Origin of the sequence: Martelella mediterranea (assembly GCF_021021415.1) — a bacterium.
In the GTDB taxonomy this organism is placed as follows: Bacteria; Pseudomonadota; Alphaproteobacteria; order Rhizobiales; family Rhizobiaceae; genus Martelella; species Martelella mediterranea_C.
Genome location: NZ_JAINWJ010000024.1, coordinates 36,026 through 56,765 on the forward strand (window position 1 = coordinate 36,026; position 20,740 = coordinate 56,765).

The window sequence follows — 20,740 nt, forward strand, 5'->3', positions numbered from 1 at the left end:
CAAGAGACCGGTTTGGCATTGTTGAAATGCGCCATGCGCAGCATAGCTGCGCCAGCTCTTCAGTCACCCATACAGTTTGCCATGCCGCGCCCGCACGGGTTTTCTCATGCACCTCTTGGTGGACTTCCGAACGGAAGACCAAGAACTTATGTGCAAGGAATTACGGGTCCGATGGACCATCACGCCGCTGAAAGCGCCCCAGCCCTGGATTACCTGCAGCGGATGCCGGGACGTCAAACCCTTTCAGCCCAGCGGAAAAATCCGCCTCAATGCCAATGGCCGAAAGCTTGACGCCTGGCTTATCTACAAATGCCTGACATGCGACAGAACATGGAACCGGCCAATCTTCGAACGCCAGAGCGTTCGCGACATCAACCCCGCCATTCTGGAGGCGTTGAAAAGCAATGATCCCGATTGGGTCAGATCCGAGGCCTTCAATATCAGCGCGGTCAGACGAAAGGCCCAGCGCATTGATGAATTTCCAGAGGTTCATGTCGAAAAGGCCGTGATCATCAATGCCGGCGATTTCTCGACCGTCGCAATCGAAATGGTGGCGTCTCTCCCCGCGAGCCTGCGCCTCGACCGGTTGCTGGCGAACGAACTCGGACTGTCGCGCACCCGCGTGAAAGCCCTCGCCGATCGCGGATTGCTTCAAGCGAGCGCCCATCGCGATGACATTTTGCGTCACCGTGTCCGGTCGGGCACCGTCGTCACGTTGTCACTCGCCGGGGAAGAAAGGGACCCCCGTTATTGGTCTGCAATGGTAACCGGAACCGCAATGTAGCCGCCCGAGGATGGCGCAAAGCGCGGGGACGACTCTTTACCGTCAGGGAGACAGGTGCAGCACCAGCTCGCGGCGGTGGGGGCGGTCGCGGTGTTCGAACAGGTAGATGCCCTGCCACGTGCCGAGCACCATGCGGCCGTCGAAAACCGGGATGGAGACCGAAACCTGGGTCAGCGCCGATTTGATATGGGCCGGCATATCGTCCGGACCTTCAAGGCGATGGACGAGATAATCCATCGAGGGGTCATTGGCCGGCGGCGCGATCCGCGAGAAATAGGCCTTCAGGTCACGTTGGACGTCAGGGTCCGCGTTTTCCTGGATCAGCAACGAGCAGGAGGTGTGGCGCACGAACACCGTCAGCAGTCCCTCGTTCATCGCCTCGTTGCGCACGAACCGCGCGGCGTCCTCGGTAAACTCGTAGAGGCCCTGGCCACTTGTCTCGATGGTCAGGCTGGTCTGGGGCATGATGTCCTCCGCGTTTTCGCAACGGGCGGCCCCCGTCGAAATCCCCGGCCTTCAGGCCGGGGATAAACCGCAAGATCGCGCCTCAGAGCGCCTTTTCAAGCTCCGGCAATACCGTGAACAGGTCCCCGACAATGCCGTAATCGGCAACCTGGAAGATCGGCGCTTCCTCGTCCTTGTTGATCGCGACGATCACCTTCGAATCCTTCATGCCGGCCAGATGCTGGATCGCGCCGGAAATGCCGCAGGCGATGTAGAGATCGGGGGCGACCACCTTGCCGGTCTGGCCGACCTGCCAGTCGTTCGGCGCAAAGCCGGCATCGACGGCGGCGCGCGAGGCGCCGACGGCCGCACCCAGCTTGTCCGCCACCGGCAGGATGACCTCCTGGAATTTTTCCGAGGAGCCAAGGGCGCGACCGCCGGAAATGATGATCTTCGCGGACGTCAGTTCCGGCCGTTCGGAGGCCGAGATCGCGTTTTCGACGAAGCTCGAAAGCCCCGGATCGGCCGCGGCAGATGCCGTCTCGACCGGCGCGGAACCCGTCATTTCGGCGGCGGAGAAGCTTGCCGTGCGCACGGTGATCACCTTCTTGGCATCATGCGATTTCACCGTCTCGATGGCGTTGCCGGCATAGGTCGGGCGCTTGAACGTGTCGGGCGCGATCACCTCGATGATTTCGGACACCTGCATCACGTCAAGAAGCGCCGCCACGCGCGGCATCACATTCTTACCGATCGCCGTCGCGGCGGCGATGATCACGTCATAGCCGCCGGCGAGATCGAGGATCGTGGCCGCCAGCGGCTCGGCGAGAGCCTCGGCCAGCGCATCGCTTTCGGCAATGAGGACCTTGGAGACGCCGGCGATTTTGCCCGCCTCTTCGGCGGCGGCGGCGCAGCCCTGGCCCGCCACCAGCACATGGATATCGCCGCCGATCGCGGCAGCGGCGGTGACGGCCTTCGCGGTCTGTTCGGAAACGGCGCTACCGTCATGTTCGGCGAGAAGAAGTATGGTCATGTCGCGGGCTCCCCTTACAATACGCCGGCTTCGTTTTTCAGCTTGTCCACCAGTTCGGCGGCGGATGCGACCTTGATCCCGGCCTTGCGCGCGGCGGGTTCCTCGGTCTTCAGCACTTCCAGCCGGCGGGCGCAATCGATGCCGTAATCGGCGGGCGTCTTCTTGTCGAGCGGCTTCTTCTTGGCCTTCATGATGTTCGGCAGCGAGGCATAGCGCGGCTCGTTGAGGCGCAGATCGGTGGTCACGATCGCCGGCAGCTTGACCGAGATCGTCTGCAAGCCGCCATCGATTTCGCGGGTGACTTTCGCATCGCCCTCGCCGAGCTCCAGCTTGGAGGCAAAGGTGGCCTGGCTCCAGTCAAGAAGGGCAGCCAGCATCTGGCCGGTCTGGTTACTGTCGTCATCGATCGCCTGCTTGCCGAGAATGACGAGCTGCGGCGCTTCTTCCTCGGCCACCTTCTTCAGCAGCTTGGCGACCGCCAGCGGCTCGACCGTCTCGTCGGTGGCGATCAGGATGGCGCGGTCGGCGCCCATGGCGAGCGCGGTGCGCAGCGTCTCTTCCGCCTTGGCCGGGCCGATCGAGACGGCAACGACTTCTTCCGCCTTGCCGGCTTCCTTCAGCCTGAGCGCCTCTTCCACCGCGATTTCATCGAACGGGTTCATCGACATCTTGACATTGGCGAGCTCGACGCCGGTGCCATCCGGCTTGACGCGGATCTTGACGTTGTAATCGACAACCCGTTTGACCGGGACCAGAATTTTCATGTTCATCCTCCAAACTCACGGCCGTTACCGGCCGAACGCGCAAAATCTTCTCTCCGGCACCGCCGCCGGCTTCATGCAAGGGACCATGCTGACTTTGTGGTATAGTCGCTTGCCAATCGGCGACATGGATAGTTTGTTTTCCCGTCTTTCGCAAAAAAACTTCACTGCAATTTGACCTCGGCCGCGCAATCAGCGGTTTTTTCCGGGCACCCACAGCACATCGCGCTCTCCCTGGCCATTGGCATGGCGGGCCGCGACGAACAGCAGGTCGGAGAGGCGATTGATATATTGCAGTGCCGGCTGCGAGACGGCTTCCGTCTCCGCAAGCCGCGTCATCGCCCGCTCCGCGCGCCGGCAGACCGTGCGCGCCATGTGCAGATGCGCCGCAAGCGCGCTGCCGCCCGGCAGAATGAACGAGGTCAGCGGCGACAGCGCATCGTTCAGACGGTCGATCTCGGCCTCAAGCCACGCCACCTGGGCGTCGACGATCCTGAGCGGCTCGTAGCCGAGCGCCTCGCCAGTCTCCGGCGTTGCCAGATCGGCGCCGAGATCGAACAGGTCGTTCTGGATGCGGGCGAGCGCCGCGTCATATTCGCCGGCCTCCTGCAGCCGGGCAAGGCCGATCGCGGCGTTGGTCTCGTCGACATCGCCGATCGCCGCCATCCGGACATCGGCTTTTTTTCGGCGCGGCCCGGCCGCGAGCCCGGTGGTGCCGTCATCGCCGGTGCGAGTGTAGATCTTGTTCAGTTTGACCATGATTGTGTCGCAGTTCTTTCAGTCAGCCGCTATTGAGCGAAACCGGTTGCAAAAGGCAAGGCCGTGCAACGTAATTTTGACCTGCCGGGCGAAATCAATGACCGGATTGCATCAACCAAAGCGTGATCATGATCAGGATGATGGCAAGCGCCTGGAACGCGACGCGGGCCTGCATCATCTTGTTGGAATGCTGGGGACTGCCGCCGAGCATCATGTTGATGAGCCCGCGGGCCAGGAAGAACACCACCAGCAGCATCACGATGACAGTGGCGAAAACGAATACCGTGGACATTTTCTCTCCCGGAGCGTGGTCACATCAAAAGCGCTGACCCGCTCCATCTCTTTGTCTTGCCGCATTCCGATGCTGACAGCGGAATGCTTCGGAAACCGGTGCCATCAGACGACAAAACAGCCGCGCTTGCAAGGGCCGGCTCAGTGCGCCTGCAACGCATCGCTGAGCAGGCGCGCGGCATCCGCGCTGAAGGCAACCAGAAAGACCGTCTCGATGGACGGCAGGCGTTGAAGCCCGCTGACGACGCTCGCAACCGCGATGCGCGCGGCGCTCTCGGCCGGAAAACCGTAGACGCCGGTGGAAATCGCCGGAAAGGCGATCGTCCGGCAGGCATGCGCCGCGGCCAGTTCCAGCGAATTTCGGTAACAGAGCCGCAGCTTTTCGGCCTCGCCATCACCGCCGCCGTGCCAAACCGGTCCGACGGTGTGGATCACATGGCGCGCCTTCAGATCATAGCCGCCGGTGATCTTCGCCTCTCCGGTTTGACAGCCGCCGACCGTCCGGCATTCGGCCAGAAGCCCGGGCCCCGCCGCGCGGTGGATAGCGCCATCCACCCCGCCGCCGCCGAGCAGCGAGGCATTGGCCGCGTTGACGATCGCATCGACGTCGTAAGCCGTGATATCGCCCTGTTCTACGGTAATCCTTCCAATATCGTCCTGCCTCAGCTTAGCCGTCCCATCAGCCGGTAGAACCAGTCGGAGGGCATGATGCGCTTCAGGATCATACCCTGCTTTGCCGGCGTGGTGACCGGATAATGCGGGCGCGGCCTTTTGGCCGTCAGCGCCTTAAGCAGAACGGCGTGGACGGCGTCCGGTTCCAGCCGGCTTTTGTTGGGCGGTCCCGAACCATCAAGGCGGGCAAGCTGTTTCCTGTACTCGGCCGCGTGATGGGAACCTTCAAGATCGATATTGTCGTGGATATGTTTCAGCGCATTGGCGGTGAAGCGCGATGCGATCGGCCCCGGCTCGATCAGGCTCACGAAGATGCCGGTGCCCTCCAGCTCCATGCGCAGCGTCAGCGACATCGCCTCCAGCGCATATTTCGAAGCCGAATACGGCCCGCGATAACGATAGGGCAACAGGCCGAGGATCGAGGAGCACTGCACGATGCGGCCATGGCCCTGGGCGCGCATGAACGGCACGACCTGCCGCGTCAACTCGTGCCAGCCGAAGAAATTGGCCTCGAACTGCGCGCGCAGCACATCGGTGGAGACATCCTCCACGGCCCCCGGCTGGCCATAGGCGCCATTGTTGAACAGCCCATCGATGCGCCCGCCGGTGCGCTCCGCCACCGCCTCCACAAGGGCGGTGATCGAGGCCTGATCCGTGTAATCGAGATAGAGGGCCTCGAGGCCGTCGGCTTCAAGGGCGGCGATATCCTCCGGCTTCCGCGCCGTGGCGAATACCCGCCAGCCATCCTTTGCCAGCGCGCGGGCGCACCAGGCCCCGATGCCGCTGGAACAGCCGGTGATGATAATCGTGGATTGCTCGGCCAATGAGATACTCCGGTACACGAATGCGTTGTCTTTCCTATATAAGGATCGCGAGCCGACCGCGAAACGCCTTTTGGAGCAATAATGAGAAAGCCGATCCGCACGACCTTCAAGGTGGCCTATGACGCGCTCTACCACTTCAGCGAGGACGACGGCTGGGCCATGGCGAGCCATGTGGCGCTCTCCACATTGCTTGCGTTGTTTCCGTTCCTGATTTTCGGCACCACGCTGGCGGGCTTTCTCGGCGCCGACCAGTTCGCCGACATCGCGATCAACACCATTGTCGGCGCATGGCCGAAGGAGATCGCCGAGCCCGTTTCCAACCAGATCCGCCAGGTGCTGACCGTGCCGCGCGGCGGACTGCTGACGGTTTCGGTGCTGGCCGCCGCCTATTTCGCCTCCAATGGCGTGGAAGCCGTCAGGCTTTCGCTCAACCGCGCCTACCGCGTGGAGGAAACCCGGACGTGGTGGTGGCTCAGGATCAAGAGCCTCGGCTTCGTGCTTCTGGCCTCGATTATCTTCGCCTTTCTGAGCATCATGTTCGTGGTGGTGCCGATCGCGCTGCACTTTGCCGAGCGCTGGTTTCCCTGGCTGGAGAACGGGTTGACGACGCTTGCCAATGCCCGCCTCGTGGGCACCTTCCTGTTGCTGATGTTCGGGCTGGTGATCGCGCACCTGTTTCTGGCGGCCGGCCGCCGCCGGCTGGTCGACGTGCTCCCCGGCATCATTCTGACGCTGGTGTTCTGGGCGATCTTCGCCTCCGGCTTCGCCTATTATCTCGGCACCTTCGCGCAATACAGCGCCACCTATGCCGGGCTTGCCACGCCGATGATCCTGCTGGTGTTTCTCTATTCGATCGGCGTGATCCTGCTTTTAGGCGCGGAGGTGAACGCGGCGCTTTTGAAATACAAGGTGATCAAGCACGCGCCCTGGAGCCGCCACCGCTCGCGCAGGGCCAAGCATTCAGATCCCGCAAAGGACACGGATATCAGCCACTGACCGCCCTTCGGCGCGCAACTGCCGGAGCGCGGTATCGCCGTTCGATTTGGATAGCTTGCGCCCGTCGGGTCCCAGAATCAGCCGGTGGTGATGATAGACCGGCGCGGGAAGCCCCAGAAGTTCCTGTAGCAGGCGGTGGATCGCGGTGGCGTGATAGAGGTCGAGGCCGCGCACCACATGGGTGATGCCCTGCGCCGCATCATCGGTGACCACCGAAAGATGATAGCTCGACGGCGCATCCGAACGCGACAGCACCACATCGCCCCAGACCGCGGGATCGGCCGGAATATCGATGGCCCCGCCCTCCGTTTCCTCGCGCCAGCAGAGCGGCTTGCCGATTCGGGCCACCGCCGCTTCCATATCGAGCCGCCAGGCATGGCGCTTGCCTGAGGCAAGCAGCATCTGGCGCTCTTCCTCACCGCGCAGCCGGTCGGCGGCCGGATAGAGCGGCGCGCCATCGGGATCGCGCGGCCAGGCGCTTCCCTCCGCCTCAAAGGCCTCGACCAGCCGGCGCACCTCGCCGCGGGTCATGAAGGCCGGATAGGCCAGTCCCGCGACGATCAGCCGGTCAAGCATCGCCTGATAATCGGAAAAATGCTCCGACTGGCGGAAGAGCGGGGGCTCGAAGGCGATGCCGAGCCAGTCGAGGTCCTCGATCAGCGCCGCCTCAAGCTCCGGCGTCGCGCGGGTCTGGTCGATATCCTCGATCCTGAGCAGCAGCCTGCCGCCCACAGCCTTTGCCCGCCGCTGGTTTTCGAAGGCGGACAAGGCGTGGCCGAGATGCAGGTAGCCGTTCAAGCTCGGCGCGAAGCGGAAAACGGGTCGATCCGTAACGTGTTTCATGCGATGAACTATCCGGTTTTCAAGGAAAGGAGCAAGGCGGATGGAGCGGCTGCGCAATGGCGATGACCTGCAAACGGCGCTCGCGGACCTTTGCGCGGATGCGCCCCTGCTTGCCGGCCTTGCCGCAACCTGCCCCGAAATTCCGCTTCGCCTGCTGCCTTCGGGTTTTGCCGGGCTTTCGGAGGTGGTGGCCGGCCAGATGATTTCCAAACAGGCGGCCGCTGCGATTTTCGCGCGGCTTCGCGCCGCCTGCGACCCGCTGACGGCCGAGACCTATCTGGCGCTTTCGCCCGAGGCCCATGCCGGCATCGGCCTGACGCGCGCCAAGCAGGCGACGCTCGACGGCATCGCAAGGGCGATTGCCGAGGGCGCGCTCGATCTCGCCGCCGTTGACGCCCTGCCGGCGGACGAGGCGATGGCGCTTCTGACGGCCTATCGCGGCATCGGCGTCTGGACGGCGGAAGTTTATCTGATGTTCTGCGCTGGCCATGTCGACATCTTTCCGGCCGGCGATCTGGCCCTGCGCATTGCCGCAGCGGACGCGTTCGGGCTCAATGAACGGCCCGATGCCGCGACGCTCAGGTCGCTTGCGCGGGACTGGCGGCCCTATCGTTCGGTGGCCGCCCGAATTCTCTGGGCGCATTACGCGCAGATGACAAAAAGAGACGTCGTCCCGGTGGGATAAGGTTTTTGCGGCATTTGGCAGTCGAAACAGACGGGGTGATTAATCAGGCTTCACAATACTGTAACAACGAGCCTAATATACAGGAGACAGATGCCGAATCGATCAGGAGAGCAACTTGACGATTGCAGTCTCGCCTCAGGCCTTGCCGGCGCTCGTTCTGAACGCCGACTACAGGCCGCTGAGTTATTACCCCTTGTCGCTCTGGTCCTGGCAGGACGCGATCAAGGCCGTATTCCTCGACCGTGTGAACATCATAGCCGAGTATGATCAGGCCGTGTCGTCGCCCAGCTTCTCGATGCGGCTGCCGAGCGTGGTGTGCCTGAAGACCTATATCAAACCCTCGCGCCACCCGGCCTTCACCCGCTTCAACGTTTTCTTGCGGGACCGCTTTCAGTGCCAGTATTGCGGCAGCCGCGAAGAACTGACCTTCGACCACGTGATCCCGCGCTGTCGCGGCGGCGAAACCACGTGGGAAAACGTGGTCGCGGCCTGCTCGCCGTGCAATCTGAAAAAGGGATCCCGTCTGCCCAAACAGGCCGGCATGATCCCCTTCCACAAACCCTTCCAGCCGACGGTGCAGGACCTGCACAATAACGGCCGGCAGTTCCCACCGAACTATCTGCATGAAAGCTGGCTGGACTATCTCTACTGGGACAGCGAACTGGAACCGTAACAAGGCGCCTTGCGCGTCGGCAAATCCAGTTTCAGAGGCCTCCAGCCATGTTCTGGGTTGCCGAAGCATCAGATTCGGCTGCGCTCAGCGTTTCGTCAAAACCGAAACCGAAAAGCTGCATGGAAAGCACAGCAATGACGAGCAGAAGTGCTGCCCAAAACGGAATGCGATTGTAGAACGGCGTGGGCCTGAAGCAATAAGAACAATTTTTCGTTCCAAACCGCAAAGGGTGATGACAGGAACATTTGAAGAGTCTGAGATTTTTCACATTCAGTCCAAAACTTGCGGTGTTTCCAACTCGGCAGAGCCAGCGCCTGCCTGTCCCCTGGACTTTTTTTGGTATTTCCCCTAGCCGGCACACGCCACAAACGCAATCACCCATCCACGACAATAACAAGTTTTGATCATCGATCGCAGCCGGCGCATTCGTTCTGAACGGAACCGCGGTCTGGAAAGTTCCCGCTCGGGCCGATCATGCGGTCAAAAAATACCGATCGGCTCCTCGCAGCAGCGCGCCTCCCGATCGTCAGGTTTCGTGACGCTTCGTGGATATCTGCGGATTTCGCCTCGCCACAAAATAATGAACCCGCCGGACTGGCCGGCGGGTTCTGCGATGCATCCTGAAATCGTCTGGAGCCGCCGCACGGCGGCCCCGGCTGGGATTACATGAATTCCGGATAGGCTTCGACGCCAACCTCGGACTTGTCGAGACCCATCTCTTCTTCCTCAGGCGAAACACGGATGCCCATGATTGCCTTGAGAATGAACCAGATGACGAACGACGCGATGAAGGTGAAGGCGCCGATGGCGACGATACCGACAATCTGGGTGCCGAAGGACGTGCCGTCATTGGTCAGCGGTACGATGAACGTGCCCCAGATACCGGCGATCAGGTGAACCGGGATCGCACCGACAACATCGTCGATCTTCAGCTTGTCGAGCAGCGGGACGAAGACGACGACGATGACGCCGCCGATACCGCCGATGAACAGGGCCGCCGGAACGGAAGGCGTCAGCGGTTCGGCCGTGATCGAGACCAGACCGGCCAGCGCGCCGTTCAGCACCATAGTGACGTCGACCCGCTTGTAGACGATCTGCAGCAGGATCATCGTGACAACGGCGCCGGCCGCAGCGGCCAGGTTGGTGTTGACGAAGATCTTGGAGACATCGCCGGCATCCGCAATCGAGCCGATGGCAAGCTGCGAAGCGCCGTTGAAGCCGAACCAGCCGAGCCACAGGATGAAGGTACCGAGAACGGCGAGCGGGATGTTGGAGCCCGGCATCGGATGAACCGAGCCGTCAGCGGCATATTTGCCCGTACGTGCCCCGAGAACAAGCGCGCCGGCAAGAGCGGCCCAGCCGCCGACCGAGTGAACCAGCGTCGAACCGGCAAAGTCGGAGAAGCCCATTTCGGAAAGCCAGCCGCCGCCCCACTGCCAGGAACCGGTGATCGGGTAGAGAATACCGGTCAGGATGACGGTAAAGATGATGAACGGCCAGAACTTGATGCGCTCGGCAACGGTACCGGACACGATCGAGGCGGTCGTGGCGCAGAACACCATCTGGAAGAACCAGTCGGAGGCGACGGAATAGCCGGCAGCGCCGTCATCCATGCCGGGGCCCGGGAAGACATAGGGGCCGAAAGAGCCCATGAAACCGCCGTCGACGCCGGTATACATCAGGTTATAGCCGGTGAACCAGAACATGATGCCGCCGACGGAATAAAGGGCGATGTTCTTCAGGCCCTGCATCGAAGCGTTCTTCTTGCGCACCAGGCCCATTTCCAGCATGGCGAAACCTGCAGCCATCCACATGACCAGGAAGCCGCCGATGAGGAACAGCAAGGTGTTGAAGATCACGACCGTATCAGCGGCGGGCGCGCCCGAAGCCACTTCAACCACGGCCTCTGCGGCCTCTTCCTGAGCGAAGGCAGGAAAGGCGGCGGTCGCTGCGGCAAGGGCAGCAAAACCCGCAATATATTTGAGTTTGGAAGACATAGACTGATTACCCCCTGCTGATTTACAGCGCTTCGGAATCGGTTTCGCCGGTGCGGATGCGCACGGCCTGTTCGATGGAATAGACAAAGATCTTGCCGTCGCCGATCTGTCCGGTCTTGGCGGAGGAGGCGATCGCCTCGACAGCCTTTTCGACCACATCGGCGGCGACCGCGACTTCGATCTTCAGCTTGGGAAGAAAGCTGACGGCATATTCGGTACCGCGATAGATCTCGGTGTGCCCCTTCTGCCGGCCGTAACCTTTCACTTCGGTCACGGTCAGGCCCTGAATGCCGACGGCGGTGAGGGCCTCACGCACCTCATCCAGCTTGAACGGCTTTATGATGGCCATCACAATTTTCATCTGGTTTCCCATCCTTTGTTACCCGCAGCTTCGAAAAGCCGGTTCTCCTTACCGCCCTCGAATAGAAATTCGTCAGCGGCCTATCGCAGACATACAAAGACCGTGCCAGTTTGGAACTGACGTCACAAATTATTGATATTAATGGGATATTTTCAGGGATATATGTGCGACGAAATGCCCGCCACAAAGTTGCGGCGATTCCGTGCGTTATTTTTGGCAATTGCCTTTTTTTTATGCAAATGCCGGAATGGGGATCAGCCGCGCCGCTTCAGGCCGTCAATCAGAAGGCCCAGCATGCGCGCAATATGGGCACTTTCAACCGCTCCGGCGTCGATCGCGCCCGGTCACGGCTTGTTGTAAAACGGCCGCGCGCGATCGCGTATGCGGATCAGGCCTTCCTGGGCGACGGAAGCGACCAGCGTGCCGTCGCGGCTGAAGATGCGGCCATGGGCAAAGCCCCGACTGCCGCTCGCCGAAGGGCTTTCCTGCGAATAGAGCAGCCAGTCCTCGATATCGAACGGCCGGTGAAACCAGACCGCGTGGTCAAGGCTTGCCGCCTGGACATGGTCTGAAAAGACCGAGCTCTGATGCGGATAGAGCGTGGCGTCCAGCAGGGTCATGTCCGACATATAGGCCAGAAAGGCCGCCTGATAGTCACGCCCGTGCGGCGACGGACCGTTGGCCCGGATCCAGATATTCTGCCGGCCGCCTGGCTTCTTGCGCCAGAGAAAATTTTCGAGATCGACGGGACGGATCTCGATCGGCCGCTCGCGCATCCAGTAATTGCGCACCGGCGCGGGCGCGTTCTTCGAATCATTGATGATGTCGCTCGAGGCCAGTTCTTCGGGAGACGGCACATCCGGCATGGCATCCTGATGCTGAAAGCCTTCCTCTTCCGTTTGAAACGAGGCGGTCATGATGAAAATCGGCTGACCGTGCTGGATCGCGCGCACGCTGCGTGTCGAAAAACTCCGTCCATCGCGCAGCCGCTCGACCTGGAAGATGATCGGCACCTCGGTATCGCCGGGACGCATGAAATAGCCGTGGAGCGAGTGGACGAGATGCCCTTCGGGAGCCGTTCTCTGGGTCGCCACCAACGACTGGGCAACGACCTGACCGCCAAAGACGCGCTGCCAGGTGGTGGCAGGGCTCTGGCCGCGATAGAGGTTCTCCTCGAGCCGCTCGAGATCGAGAAGAGCGGCGAGCGCCTTGCCGCCGTGGTCATTACCGGGCTGTGACATTTGAACGCGGTCCCTATATATCCCATGAGTATCGCAATGGCCTATAACAGCTTTGCTGAGAAGGAGCGAGATATGGCGAGACGCAGGAAGGATCGGGACATGAAGGATATCGTCATCGTAGGCGGCGGCTATGTCGGGCTCTCGGTCGCGGTCGCGGTCAAGAAAGCGGCGCCCCATCTCGAGATCGAGCTGATGGAGGCGGCCCCGGAACATGTGTGGGAAAAGGACGAGCGCGCCTCGGCCATTATCGCAGCCGCGATCAACATGCTGAAAACGCTGGACCTGTGGGACGAGATCAAGGACCACGCCCAGCCGATCAACGAGATGATCGTGACCGATTCGGAGACCGGCGAACCGGTCAAGCCGGTGTTCCTCACCTTCGGCGAACGCGGTGAGGCGAGCGACCCCTTCGCCTACATGATCCCGAATGTCGCCATGGTCAGGGCGTTGCGCCGCGCGGCAGACACGCTCGGCATCACGATCCGCCACGACGCCGCCGTAACCGATTTTTCGGCCGAGGGCGGCCATGCGAAACTCACCCTTGCCGACGGCGAGGAGATCGCGACGCGGCTGGTGGTTGCCTGCGACGGCGTGCGCTCGAGGCTGCGCGACATGGCCGGCATCAAGACGGTCAAATTCGACTATGGCCAGTCCGGCATCGTCACCACCGTCGCCCATGAGCGCCCGCATAACGGCCGGGCGGAAGAGCATTTCCTGCCGGCGGGCCCCTTCGCCATTCTGCCGCTCACCGGCAACCGCTCCTCGCTGGTCTGGACAGAGCGCACGGAAGACGCCCAACGTCTCGTCGACAGCGACGACATGGTGTTCGAGGCCGAGCTGGAGCGCCGCTTCGGGCATCATCTCGGCAAACTCACGCTGGCCGGCGGCAGGCGCGCCTTCCCGCTGGGCCTCACGCTGTCGCGCTCGTTCATCGCGCCGCGGCTGGCGCTGGCAGGCGACGCAGCCCACGGCATCCATCCGATTTCGGGCCAGGGTCTCAATCTCGGCTTCAAGGATGTCGCGGCCCTTGCCCAGACCATCGTCGAGGCGGATCGCAATGGCCTCGATATCGGCGCGCTCGACACGCTGGAGCGCTATCAGCGCTGGCGGCGGTTCGACACGGTGCGCATGGGCATGACCACCGATGTGCTGAACCGGCTGTTTTCCAACGATATCGGCCCGTTGCGCATGGCGCGCGATTTCGGCCTCGGCGTGGTCGATCGCATGCCCCGGCTGAAGCGCTATTTCATCGAGGAAGCCTCGGGCCGGACGGCTCGAGACCTGCCGAAGCTGCTGGCGGGCGAACCGCTCTGAGCGCGCCTTCAGCCATAGTATTGATTGTACCAAGCAAAGGCGCTAACAGCGTGGCATGGCGGATGTGAATGAAAATGCTTTGGGCGAGGCGGCCCTTTCGGGGCTGAGGACGCTTGAGTTTGAACGCAAGGGACTGGAGGCCCTGTCGGCGGCGCTCGGCAACGGGCTGGCCGAGCCGTTCGAAAAGGCCGTGGCGCTGCTCAGGCAGACGGCGGGGCATGTGATCGTCTCGGGGGTCGGCAAGAGCGGCCATGTCGGCACCAAGATCGCCGCCACCTTCGCCTCCACCGGCACGCCGGCCTTCTTCGTGCATCCCGCCGAAGCCAATCACGGCGACATGGGCATGATTTCCCAGAAGGATGCCGTGCTCGCCTTGTCATGGAGCGGGGAAAGCAGCGAGCTGACTGCCCTGGTCGCCTATACGCGGCGTTTTGCCATTCCGTTGATCGCGATCACCTCGGGCCGCCAATCCTCGCTGGCGCTGGCAGCGGATATCGTGCTCGACCTGCCGAAGGCGGAAGAGGCCTGTCCGCACGGGCTTGCGCCCACGACCTCCACCACGATGCAGCTCGCGCTGGGCGATGCGCTGGCGATCGCGCTTCTGGAGGCGCGCGGCTTTTCCGCGGTCGATTTCAAGATCTATCATCCGGGCGGCAAGCTCGGCGCGCTGCTCTCCCATGTCGCCGATATCATGCATGTCGGGGATGAGGTGCCGCTGGTGCCCGCGGGCACGCCGCTGCCGGAGGCGATCATGGTGCTGTCGCAGCGCCGTTTCGGCTGCGTCGGCGTGCTGACGGAGGATGGACGACTCGCCGGCATCATCACCGATGGCGATCTCGCCCGCAATCTTGCCCGCGACATGAGCAAGCTCGCGGTGGAAGACGTGATGACCGCGGCGCCGAAGACGGTCGGAAAGACCATGCTGGTCTCCGCCGCCATGGCGCTTTTGCAAAAGCACAATATTTCCGCGCTGATGGTGGTCGACGACAACAACCGCCCGCTCGGCATCGTCCACTTCCACGATTTCCTGCGGATCGGCGCGGCCTGAGTCAATCTGCCCGGCTTATTTCCCGCGTGCGCCCCAGAGCGCGATTGCCGCGATCGCCAGGCTTGCGACCACGTTCCAGCCAGCGAAGGACAGGCCGAGCACGCGCAGCGCCGCCTCGTCGCATTTCGGGCCGGTGACGCTGTTGAGATCGCCGAGCAGGTCCATGGCGTTCGTGGTGACACCGGCCATCGAGCCTGAGCAATCGGACGGCCCGGCCCACCAGTGCCATTCAACGCCGGCGTGATAGACGCCCATGACCATGCCCCAGACCATCAGCGCGGCAATGACGAGGAGCGCCAGCCGCGCGACAAGGCGCGGCATGCCGAAGCGCCAGGCAAGAAGGCCGAGAATGCCGACCGGCACGCCGATATAATAGGGGTTGCGCTCCAGAAGGCAGAGATGGCAGGGAATGTAACCGCCGAGATGCTCGAAGCCGAGCGCCGTCCCGACCGTGACGGCCATGGCGAGCGTCGACAGCGTCAGGCTGATCGGAATGCGGGAGAAAGAACGCGCGGACATATAACCCTCTTGAAGCGCGCCGCAAGCGCGCGAAATGCTCTAGAACACATATTTGACCAGATAGAACCCGCCCGCCAGAAGAACGACGAATAGGGTGAAAAGAAGACCGAGATATTTCTCGATGAAATCACGGATCGGCGGGCCGTAACGATTGAGCAGCCAGGCGATCAGAAAGAACCGGAACGACCGCCCGATCACGCTGACCAGAAGGAAGATGCCGAAGTTGAGGCCCGTGGCGCCGGAAAACAGCGTCAGCACCTTGTAGGGGAAGGGCGTGATGGCGGCAAAAAGCACGCCCCAGCCGCCCCATGTGTTGTACCATTCGGCCACCCGGTCGAACGAATCCTGCTTGCCGTAGAAATCGAGGATCGGGCGGGCAACCTGCTCGAACAGGAACATGCCGATCAGATAGCCGGCGATCGCGCCGAGTATCGATGCCAGCGTGCAAATCAGCGCGATCCGGAACCACTTTGCCGGCCGGGCGATCACCATCGGGATCAACAGCACATCCGGCGGGATCGGAAAGAACGAGCTTTCGGCGAATGATATCCCGAAAAGAACGCGTTCGGCATTGCGATTGGCGGCAAGCGAAAGCGTCCAGTTGTAAAGTCTGCGCAGCATGGAACGTCCGGGGTTGATTTGCGTCGCCGGAGAATGCTGTCTCCGGCCCGCCATGTCCATCACTCAAGAGCCGCATGGCTCAAATTTGTGCATGCCCGGCGTCAGAAGCGTGTTGACGCCCGGCCCGATCTCCTTATATTCCGCCATGCCTGCCTTCAGACGAGGCAAAGGGCCCCTTTGGCGGAACTGGTAGACGCGCCTGACTCAAAATCAGGTTCCGAAAGGAGTGCTGGTTCGATTCCGGCAAGGGGCACCATCTTTCCCGCACATCGCTAATTCGAAACGCGGCACCAATCGGTCCCGCGCAGCGGCTCACTCGCCCTTCTTTTCCGCCAGCCGCGCGCGGCGGGTGCGGCGCCAGCGGGAGCGGCGCGGCGCTGTCCGCTTGGTGGGGTTCGGGAAGGTGATCTCGATCTTCAGGCCATCCTCGCCGTACTGGCGGTCGATCGTGCCGTTCAGCTCGCCGATGATGTTGGCGTCGATCAGGCGGGTGCCGAAGCCCTTGCGTTCCGGGGGCGCGACGGGTCCTGCGCCGGTTTCCTCCCAGATCAGCTTCAGCTTGCGCTCGGCGCCTGTGCCCTGAAAGCTCCACGAGACCTTCAGTCCCGCGCCGTCGCCCGACATGCCGCCATATTTGAGCGCGTTGGTGGCCAGTTCATGGAAGGTGAGGCTGAAGGCCTGGGTCGCCTTCTCGTCGATCTCCGCACTCGGGCCGTAGACCTCGTAATGCGATTCGCCATTGCCGAACACCTGTTCCAGTTCCTTGTTCAGCAACTCCTTCAGGTCGGCGCGCTGCCAGCGCGAACGGGTCAGCACGTCCTGCGCCGTCGACATGGCCTGAAGTCGGGCGGAATAGGATTCCACGAACTGCTCGAGATTTTCCGAATGGTGGGCCGTCTGGCGGGCGATCGCGAGCATGCGGGCAATCGAATTCTTGATCCGGTGCTTCATCTCCTGCAGCATCAGCTCGCGCTCCTGCAGGGATTTCTCGGTTACGCGCTGAACCTCGCGGGCCGCGGCCAGCGCCTTGATCTGCCACTGCGCGGCAAGGGCGAGGGCAACCGCCAGAAGCAGCGCCACGCAGCCGACGACAAAGGGCGTGATATCGAAGGCGGCCTTTTCGAATGCCGCGCTCGGCGTCATCTCCAGCACCCACGTCCTGCCGGCAATATCGACCTCGCGGGACGAGGTGAGCGCGCTACGCTCCAAAGCGGCATCATAGGTCGCGGATTCGAACAAGGGAATTTCGGGCGCATCCTTGTCGTAGGCGTGGATGGCCACGGGCAGCGCCGGCGAGGCGTTCATAACCGCGCGATAGAGATCGCCGGCGCGAAACGGCGCATAGATAAACCCGGAAAGCGGCAGATTGCCGTCCGCATTGTTCTCGCCGCGATCCATCTTGAACGGCAAATAGAGCAGAAAGCCGGCCTGCTTGTCTTCGGTGATTTCCTGCACCAGCTCCACCGGCCCGCTGGCGCGCGGCGTATCGGTGGCAAAGGCCTTGGCCATGGCGTCGCGGCGCACGGGTTCGCTGTACATGTCGTAGCCGATGGCGGCGCGGTTGCGCTCATTGTCCGGTTCGATCATCACGATCGCGGCGCGGTAGTCCTGGTCGGTCTCGGGCCATATCGGGTGGTTCTCGCCATAGGCGCGGCTGATCATGTCCTCGGCGCGGCCCTCGTTCCCGGCATAGACCATCCGGGCAAAGCCGATGCCCTGGATGCCGTCATAGCGCCCTTCGGTATCCAGACCGCCGACATAGGTGCGGAAAGCAGGACGGTCGATATTGCCGTCCGTCGCCTCGAAAAACGCCTTGGTCGCCTCCAGGAGCGACATGTGCTGATAGAAACGGTTGACGATCCGGTCAGTGGCGTCGCCCGCCACGACCTCGAACTTGGCGCGGCGCTCGACCTCGGACGCCCGGTAGATCGAAAACGACATGCCGATGCCGATAATGGCGACCACCAGAAACACCAGCGCGGGAAGGATGCGGCTGATGGTCGAAACAGTGCCGTTGTCTGCCTTGTCGAATCGCATGTCTTCTTCACAGCCCGACCGGCTTACGGCCGGCCAATTTCACCCATACGCGCCAGGAAAGTGAAACGACTTCGGTTGTTTGCGTAAATGTGCCGAAAGAAGCACGTGACCGATGAAGCATTTGTTTCATTTTGCTTGTGCGCACCGGCACTCAGTGCCTGCTTCCGTACATTCCTAATTTTCGAAGGGTTGTCAATCTTCGTGCGAGGGATGGAACACCCCGAACGGGTGACGCGTTTACCGGACATAGAAAAGCTAAGCTGAAAGGAGCAGGCTTATGAATTGGGACCGTATCGAAGGCAACTGGAAGCAGTTCACCGGCGAAGTGCAGGCCCGTTGGGGCAAGCTGACCAATGACGACCTCGATGTCGTTGCCGGCAACCGCGAAAAACTCGTGGGCAAGATTCAGGAGCGCTACGGCAAGGAGCGCGACGAGGCCGAACGCGACGTCGATAACTGGATGAACAGTTCAAACTGATAACGTGACTGAAAAGTTTTCGGGCGGGAGCGCTGAAGCGCTCCCGCCCTTTTTTCTGTCCGGAAAAGACAACAAAAAACGGACCGCCATCAGGCGGCCCGCTTTGGGGAGGAAACTCTGTTGTTAGCGGCTGCGCGCGAAGTTCACGATGACCGCGACGGCGAAGAACAGCAGAAACAGAAAGAACAGAATCTGCGCGATACCTGCTGAAGCGCCGGCGATGCCGCCGAAACCAAGCGCGGCAGCGACCAGGGCTATCACCAGGAAAACAACGGCATAGTAAAGCATGGAAATTCTCCTTGTGTTTGTAGAAGGAAAACGCCCAGGCGCCACCGGAGTTCCGGTTCCAAAGAAAAAGGGCGACCGAAGCCGCCCTCATGCTTACGGAAGTTTTAAGGCTTATGCCGCCTGTTCGTGATGTTCCTGGAAGAACAGCGCCTGGCTGATCAGCGCCTTGACCATGTCGGGATTGAAGGGCTTGGTGACCAGGAAGGTCGGCTCCGGACGTTCGCCCGTCAGAAGCCTTTCCGGGAAGGCGGTGATGAAGATCACCGGCAGCGATTCGGCCGCCAGAATATCGTTGACCGCGTCGATGCCCGAGCTGCCGTCGGCGAGCTGGATATCGGCGAGCACCATGCGCGGGCGCGAGGATTTAAACAGGTCCACGGCTTCGGCGTGGGTGCGCGCAATGCCGGTGACGCGGTGGCCCAGACTTTCCACCATCTGCTCGATATCCATGGCGATCAGCGGCTCGTCCTCGATGATCATGATATCGGTCGCCACCTGACGCGCGATTTCCGAAGAAGCCTCATCGATGAGGTTGGAAACGCTGTCGCTCTCGACGTCCAGAATCTGAGCCGTTTCCTCATGGGAAAAGTTTTCGAGCGAGATCAGCAGAAAGGCCTGGCGGGGTTTGGCCGGCAGCGCCATGAGATTGGCCGCGGCGCGCTTTTCCCAGGAAAAGGGCGATTCGATTTCCTCGATTTCGATCGTTGTGGAACTGAAAAGCTGAGAGAAGAGTTTATAAAGCGAGACCTTATCGTCGCCGTCCTCCGGAAAGAGCGAAACGTCTTCAATCAGCGTTTCGAGTACGGCGGCAACATAGGCGTCGCCCGATGTCTGGGAGCCTGTAACGGCACGTGCGTAACGCCTAAGGTAGGGAAGATGGGCGGCGATACGTGTTGAAAGCGACATGTCTGGTAGTCTCCTGCCTCGATAGGTCGTTGCGGGTATCTCTTTTAGAGCATTCCTCAAGAAGCAAGAATGCGGGAGACGAAAAAAAGTTCCCGAAGAGCGGAACATTTTATTTTGGGCCGCGTTTTTGGCTTGAATGGAATCGGTGGAATGGAACGAGGCGAAAACTGGTGAAGAACAATAGCGACCTTGAACAAGGTTCGAACATGCCCGGTACGGCCAAGAGTCCCGAGGAGGCGATCAGCAGACGCCTCAAGGCTCTCTACAATGCTGTCGAACAGGAGGAAATCCCAGATCGGTTTCTCGATCTTCTCGAGCGTCTGGACGCGGCCGAGGCCGCATCCACGCCCAGAAAAAAGGGGTAACCGCCGTGGCAACAGTCGAAGATACGAGTTTCAAGCGGGATATGCTGAAGACGGTGCCCAGCCTGCGCGCCTTCGCCGTCTCGCTCTGCGGCCATCAGGACCTCGCCGACGATCTGGTTCAGGACACGATCATGAAGGCCTGGGCCAAGCAGGACAGCTTTGCCGAGGGCACCAATATCAAGGCCTGGCTGTTCACCATCCTGCGCAACGAGTTCTACAGCCAGATGCGCAAGAGCGGTCGTGAGATTCAGGATTCCGACAATGTCTTCACCGAGCGGCTTTCCACCCATCCCGCGCAATATGGCGCGATGGACCTTCGGGACTTCCGCGAAGCGCTGAACAAGCTGCCGAGCGACCAGCGCGAGGCGATCATTCTCGTCGGCGCATCGGGCTTTTCCTACGAAGAGGCGGCCGAAATCTGCCATTGCGCGATCGGCACGATCAAGAGCCGTATTGCCCGCGCCCGCGGCAAGTTGCAGGAGCTGCTGGACATTACCGGCGAAACCGAATTCGGCCCGGACGCCAATTCCGCAAGCGTGGTCAGCCGCGCCTTCGTGTCGCGCCCGGGCTGAGACGCGACGCGCGCAAAACCGATACTGCCAAGGGCCGGTCACTGACCGGCCTGAGGCTGCTGAAAAACCCTTGAATGCCTAGGGTGACACCTTCACTAGTGGCCTCCCACAGGGGTCATGCTCGGACTTGATCCGAGCATCCAGGCGACTTATCCCAAGAGTCAATGAATTTCAGCAGTGAACCCTCGCCGCGTTGCCTGGATCCTCGTGTCAAGCACGAGGATTGTT

The 20,740-nt window shown here is 61.6% G+C and carries 26 protein-coding genes and 1 tRNA gene; 11 read left to right on the forward strand and 16 right to left on the reverse strand.

Features of this window, described 5'->3' with window-relative positions:
- The first annotated feature begins 76 nt into the window (after positions 1-76).
- Entirely contained in the window at positions 77-784 is a 708-nt protein-coding gene (locus K7H91_RS15160; RefSeq protein WP_330166012.1) for a DUF1062 domain-containing protein, read from the forward strand.
- Positions 785-826: 42 nt separating this feature from the next.
- Here the strand turns inward: K7H91_RS15160 and K7H91_RS15165 are convergent, their stop codons facing one another.
- The 3 genes from K7H91_RS15165 to K7H91_RS15175 all read right to left on the reverse strand — a co-directional run bounded on the left by K7H91_RS15165 (position 827) and on the right by K7H91_RS15175 (position 3,025).
- Positions 827-1,249 carry a secondary thiamine-phosphate synthase enzyme YjbQ gene (locus K7H91_RS15165; protein WP_230721111.1) on the reverse strand — a complete coding sequence of 141 codons (423 nt, stop codon included), beginning with the start codon at positions 1,247-1,249 and terminating at the stop codon, positions 827-829.
- An 82-nt stretch (positions 1,250-1,331) separates the two neighbouring features.
- Positions 1,332-2,261, reverse strand: a complete 930-nt coding sequence (locus K7H91_RS15170; RefSeq protein WP_230721112.1) for an electron transfer flavoprotein subunit alpha/FixB family protein — start codon at positions 2,259-2,261, stop codon at positions 1,332-1,334.
- Between the two features lie 14 nt (positions 2,262-2,275).
- Entirely contained in the window at positions 2,276-3,025 is a 750-nt protein-coding gene (locus K7H91_RS15175; RefSeq protein ID WP_230721113.1) for an electron transfer flavoprotein subunit beta/FixA family protein, read from the reverse strand.
- Between K7H91_RS15175 and K7H91_RS15180 the strand changes: the two genes are divergently transcribed.
- A complete protein-coding gene (locus K7H91_RS15180) occupies positions 3,024-3,200 on the forward strand; it encodes a hypothetical protein (protein ID WP_230721114.1) in 177 nt (58 codons plus the stop codon). The genes K7H91_RS15175 and K7H91_RS15180 overlap by 2 nt on opposite strands.
- Positions 3,201-3,214: 14 nt before the next feature.
- Here the strand turns inward: K7H91_RS15180 and K7H91_RS15185 are convergent, their stop codons facing one another.
- From K7H91_RS15185 to K7H91_RS15200, 4 genes are all read right to left on the reverse strand, one after another.
- Positions 3,215-3,781, reverse strand: coding sequence for a cob(I)yrinic acid a,c-diamide adenosyltransferase (locus K7H91_RS15185; protein WP_230721115.1), 567 nt, complete (start codon positions 3,779-3,781; stop codon positions 3,215-3,217).
- Positions 3,782-3,875: 94 nt separating this feature from the next.
- Entirely contained in the window at positions 3,876-4,073 is a 198-nt protein-coding gene (locus K7H91_RS15190; protein ID WP_018064827.1) for a twin transmembrane helix small protein, read from the reverse strand.
- A gap of 140 nt (positions 4,074-4,213) precedes the next feature.
- Positions 4,214-4,723: an O-acetyl-ADP-ribose deacetylase gene (locus K7H91_RS15195; protein ID WP_230721130.1), complete on the reverse strand. Its 510-nt coding sequence runs from the start codon at positions 4,721-4,723 to the stop codon at positions 4,214-4,216.
- 11 nt (positions 4,724-4,734) lie between these two features.
- Positions 4,735-5,568, reverse strand: a complete 834-nt coding sequence (locus K7H91_RS15200) for an SDR family oxidoreductase (protein ID WP_230721116.1) — start codon at positions 5,566-5,568, stop codon at positions 4,735-4,737.
- Between the two features lie 81 nt (positions 5,569-5,649).
- On the opposite strand from K7H91_RS15200, the gene K7H91_RS15205 reads away from it, so the two are divergent.
- Positions 5,650-6,564 carry a YihY/virulence factor BrkB family protein gene (locus K7H91_RS15205; RefSeq protein WP_230721117.1) on the forward strand — a complete coding sequence of 305 codons (915 nt, stop codon included), beginning with the start codon at positions 5,650-5,652 and terminating at the stop codon, positions 6,562-6,564.
- Here K7H91_RS15205 and gluQRS read toward each other — a convergent pair.
- The gene (gluQRS, locus tag K7H91_RS15210; protein ID WP_230721118.1) at positions 6,529-7,407 is read right to left on the reverse strand and encodes a tRNA glutamyl-Q(34) synthetase GluQRS; all 879 of its coding nucleotides are present in this window, start codon (positions 7,405-7,407) and stop codon (positions 6,529-6,531) included. The two genes, K7H91_RS15205 and gluQRS, sit on opposite strands and share 36 nt — an antisense overlap.
- A gap of 40 nt (positions 7,408-7,447) precedes the next feature.
- Between gluQRS and K7H91_RS15215 the strand changes: the two genes are divergently transcribed.
- Together K7H91_RS15215 and K7H91_RS15220 are read left to right on the forward strand one after the other, a co-directional pair.
- Positions 7,448-8,092, forward strand: a complete 645-nt coding sequence (locus tag K7H91_RS15215; RefSeq protein ID WP_230721119.1) for a DNA-3-methyladenine glycosylase family protein — start codon at positions 7,448-7,450, stop codon at positions 8,090-8,092.
- Positions 8,093-8,207: 115 nt separating this feature from the next.
- The gene (locus K7H91_RS15220; RefSeq protein WP_230721120.1) at positions 8,208-8,765 is read left to right on the forward strand and encodes an HNH endonuclease; all 558 of its coding nucleotides are present in this window, start codon (positions 8,208-8,210) and stop codon (positions 8,763-8,765) included.
- A gap of 662 nt (positions 8,766-9,427) precedes the next feature.
- On the opposite strand, the gene K7H91_RS15225 is transcribed toward K7H91_RS15220, so the two are convergent.
- The 3 genes from K7H91_RS15225 to tesB form a co-directional block, all read right to left on the reverse strand.
- Entirely contained in the window at positions 9,428-10,762 is a 1,335-nt protein-coding gene (locus K7H91_RS15225) for an ammonium transporter (RefSeq protein ID WP_230721121.1), read from the reverse strand.
- Positions 10,763-10,784: 22 nt separating this feature from the next.
- A complete protein-coding gene (locus K7H91_RS15230; protein WP_018064835.1) occupies positions 10,785-11,135 on the reverse strand; it encodes a P-II family nitrogen regulator in 351 nt (116 codons plus the stop codon).
- A 332-nt stretch (positions 11,136-11,467) separates the two neighbouring features.
- Entirely contained in the window at positions 11,468-12,364 is an 897-nt protein-coding gene (gene tesB, locus K7H91_RS15235) for an acyl-CoA thioesterase II (protein WP_230721122.1), read from the reverse strand.
- 99 nt (positions 12,365-12,463) lie between these two features.
- On the opposite strand from tesB, the gene K7H91_RS15240 reads away from it, so the two are divergent.
- Positions 12,464-13,678, forward strand: a complete 1,215-nt coding sequence (locus tag K7H91_RS15240; RefSeq protein WP_230721131.1) for a ubiquinone biosynthesis hydroxylase — start codon at positions 12,464-12,466, stop codon at positions 13,676-13,678.
- A gap of 55 nt (positions 13,679-13,733) precedes the next feature.
- Positions 13,734-14,726: a KpsF/GutQ family sugar-phosphate isomerase gene (locus K7H91_RS15245; RefSeq protein WP_230721123.1), complete on the forward strand. Its 993-nt coding sequence runs from the start codon at positions 13,734-13,736 to the stop codon at positions 14,724-14,726.
- A gap of 15 nt (positions 14,727-14,741) precedes the next feature.
- On the opposite strand, the gene K7H91_RS15250 is transcribed toward K7H91_RS15245, so the two are convergent.
- Entirely contained in the window at positions 14,742-15,245 is a 504-nt protein-coding gene (locus tag K7H91_RS15250; protein WP_230721124.1) for a disulfide bond formation protein B, read from the reverse strand.
- A 39-nt stretch (positions 15,246-15,284) separates the two neighbouring features.
- The gene (locus K7H91_RS15255) at positions 15,285-15,866 is read right to left on the reverse strand and encodes a YqaA family protein (RefSeq protein ID WP_230721125.1); all 582 of its coding nucleotides are present in this window, start codon (positions 15,864-15,866) and stop codon (positions 15,285-15,287) included.
- Positions 15,867-16,037: 171 nt separating this feature from the next.
- On the opposite strand from K7H91_RS15255, the gene K7H91_RS15260 reads away from it, so the two are divergent.
- Positions 16,038-16,122, forward strand: a tRNA-Leu gene (locus K7H91_RS15260).
- Positions 16,123-16,178: 56 nt separating this feature from the next.
- On the opposite strand, the gene K7H91_RS15265 is transcribed toward K7H91_RS15260, so the two are convergent.
- A complete protein-coding gene (locus tag K7H91_RS15265) occupies positions 16,179-17,903 on the reverse strand; it encodes a CHASE domain-containing protein (protein ID WP_230721126.1) in 1,725 nt (574 codons plus the stop codon).
- A gap of 277 nt (positions 17,904-18,180) precedes the next feature.
- Between K7H91_RS15265 and K7H91_RS15270 the strand changes: the two genes are divergently transcribed.
- A complete protein-coding gene (locus K7H91_RS15270; protein ID WP_230721127.1) occupies positions 18,181-18,381 on the forward strand; it encodes a CsbD family protein in 201 nt (66 codons plus the stop codon).
- Positions 18,382-18,504: 123 nt separating this feature from the next.
- On the opposite strand, the gene K7H91_RS15275 is transcribed toward K7H91_RS15270, so the two are convergent.
- Together K7H91_RS15275 and K7H91_RS15280 are read right to left on the reverse strand one after the other, a co-directional pair.
- Positions 18,505-18,669, reverse strand: coding sequence for a DUF1328 domain-containing protein (locus K7H91_RS15275; protein WP_018064841.1), 165 nt, complete (start codon positions 18,667-18,669; stop codon positions 18,505-18,507).
- A gap of 111 nt (positions 18,670-18,780) precedes the next feature.
- Positions 18,781-19,575 (reverse strand): response regulator, encoded by a 795-nt coding sequence (locus K7H91_RS15280; protein WP_230721128.1) that lies wholly within the window; start codon positions 19,573-19,575, stop codon positions 18,781-18,783.
- Positions 19,576-19,781: 206 nt separating this feature from the next.
- On the opposite strand from K7H91_RS15280, the gene K7H91_RS15285 reads away from it, so the two are divergent.
- Both K7H91_RS15285 and K7H91_RS15290 read left to right on the forward strand, forming a co-directional pair.
- A complete protein-coding gene (locus K7H91_RS15285) occupies positions 19,782-19,940 on the forward strand; it encodes a NepR family anti-sigma factor (RefSeq protein ID WP_230721132.1) in 159 nt (52 codons plus the stop codon).
- Between the two features lie 5 nt (positions 19,941-19,945).
- Positions 19,946-20,512 (forward strand): RNA polymerase sigma factor, encoded by a 567-nt coding sequence (locus K7H91_RS15290; RefSeq protein WP_330166013.1) that lies wholly within the window; start codon positions 19,946-19,948, stop codon positions 20,510-20,512.
- Positions 20,513-20,740 lie beyond the last annotated feature (228 nt).

Coding starts and splice junctions, on each gene's coding strand:
- K7H91_RS15165 (WP_230721111.1), bottom strand. CDS start 1,249: ATGCCCCAGACCAGCCTGACCATCGAGACAAGTGGCCAGGGCCTCTAC.
- K7H91_RS15170 (WP_230721112.1), bottom strand. CDS start 2,261: ATGACCATACTTCTTCTCGCCGAACATGACGGTAGCGCCGTTTCCGAA.
- K7H91_RS15180 (WP_230721114.1), top strand. CDS start 3,024: ATGTTCATCCTCCAAACTCACGGCCGTTACCGGCCGAACGCGCAAAAT.
- K7H91_RS15175 (WP_230721113.1), bottom strand. CDS start 3,025: ATGAAAATTCTGGTCCCGGTCAAACGGGTTGTCGATTACAACGTCAAG.
- K7H91_RS15185 (WP_230721115.1), bottom strand. CDS start 3,781: ATGGTCAAACTGAACAAGATCTACACTCGCACCGGCGATGACGGCACC.
- K7H91_RS15190 (WP_018064827.1), bottom strand. CDS start 4,073: ATGTCCACGGTATTCGTTTTCGCCACTGTCATCGTGATGCTGCTGGTG.
- K7H91_RS15205 (WP_230721117.1), top strand. CDS start 5,650: ATGAGAAAGCCGATCCGCACGACCTTCAAGGTGGCCTATGACGCGCTC.
- gluQRS (WP_230721118.1), bottom strand. CDS start 7,407: ATGAAACACGTTACGGATCGACCCGTTTTCCGCTTCGCGCCGAGCTTG.
- K7H91_RS15215 (WP_230721119.1), top strand. CDS start 7,448: ATGGAGCGGCTGCGCAATGGCGATGACCTGCAAACGGCGCTCGCGGAC.
- K7H91_RS15225 (WP_230721121.1), bottom strand. CDS start 10,762: ATGTCTTCCAAACTCAAATATATTGCGGGTTTTGCTGCCCTTGCCGCA.
- K7H91_RS15230 (WP_018064835.1), bottom strand. CDS start 11,135: ATGGGAAACCAGATGAAAATTGTGATGGCCATCATAAAGCCGTTCAAG.
- tesB (WP_230721122.1), bottom strand. CDS start 12,364: ATGTCACAGCCCGGTAATGACCACGGCGGCAAGGCGCTCGCCGCTCTT.
- K7H91_RS15240 (WP_230721131.1), top strand. CDS start 12,464: ATGAAGGATATCGTCATCGTAGGCGGCGGCTATGTCGGGCTCTCGGTC.
- K7H91_RS15245 (WP_230721123.1), top strand. CDS start 13,734: ATGGCGGATGTGAATGAAAATGCTTTGGGCGAGGCGGCCCTTTCGGGG.
- K7H91_RS15250 (WP_230721124.1), bottom strand. CDS start 15,245: ATGTCCGCGCGTTCTTTCTCCCGCATTCCGATCAGCCTGACGCTGTCG.
- K7H91_RS15255 (WP_230721125.1), bottom strand. CDS start 15,866: ATGCTGCGCAGACTTTACAACTGGACGCTTTCGCTTGCCGCCAATCGC.
- K7H91_RS15265 (WP_230721126.1), bottom strand. CDS start 17,903: ATGCGATTCGACAAGGCAGACAACGGCACTGTTTCGACCATCAGCCGC.
- K7H91_RS15270 (WP_230721127.1), top strand. CDS start 18,181: ATGAATTGGGACCGTATCGAAGGCAACTGGAAGCAGTTCACCGGCGAA.
- K7H91_RS15275 (WP_018064841.1), bottom strand. CDS start 18,669: ATGCTTTACTATGCCGTTGTTTTCCTGGTGATAGCCCTGGTCGCTGCC.
- K7H91_RS15280 (WP_230721128.1), bottom strand. CDS start 19,575: ATGTCGCTTTCAACACGTATCGCCGCCCATCTTCCCTACCTTAGGCGT.
- K7H91_RS15285 (WP_230721132.1), top strand. CDS start 19,782: ATGCCCGGTACGGCCAAGAGTCCCGAGGAGGCGATCAGCAGACGCCTC.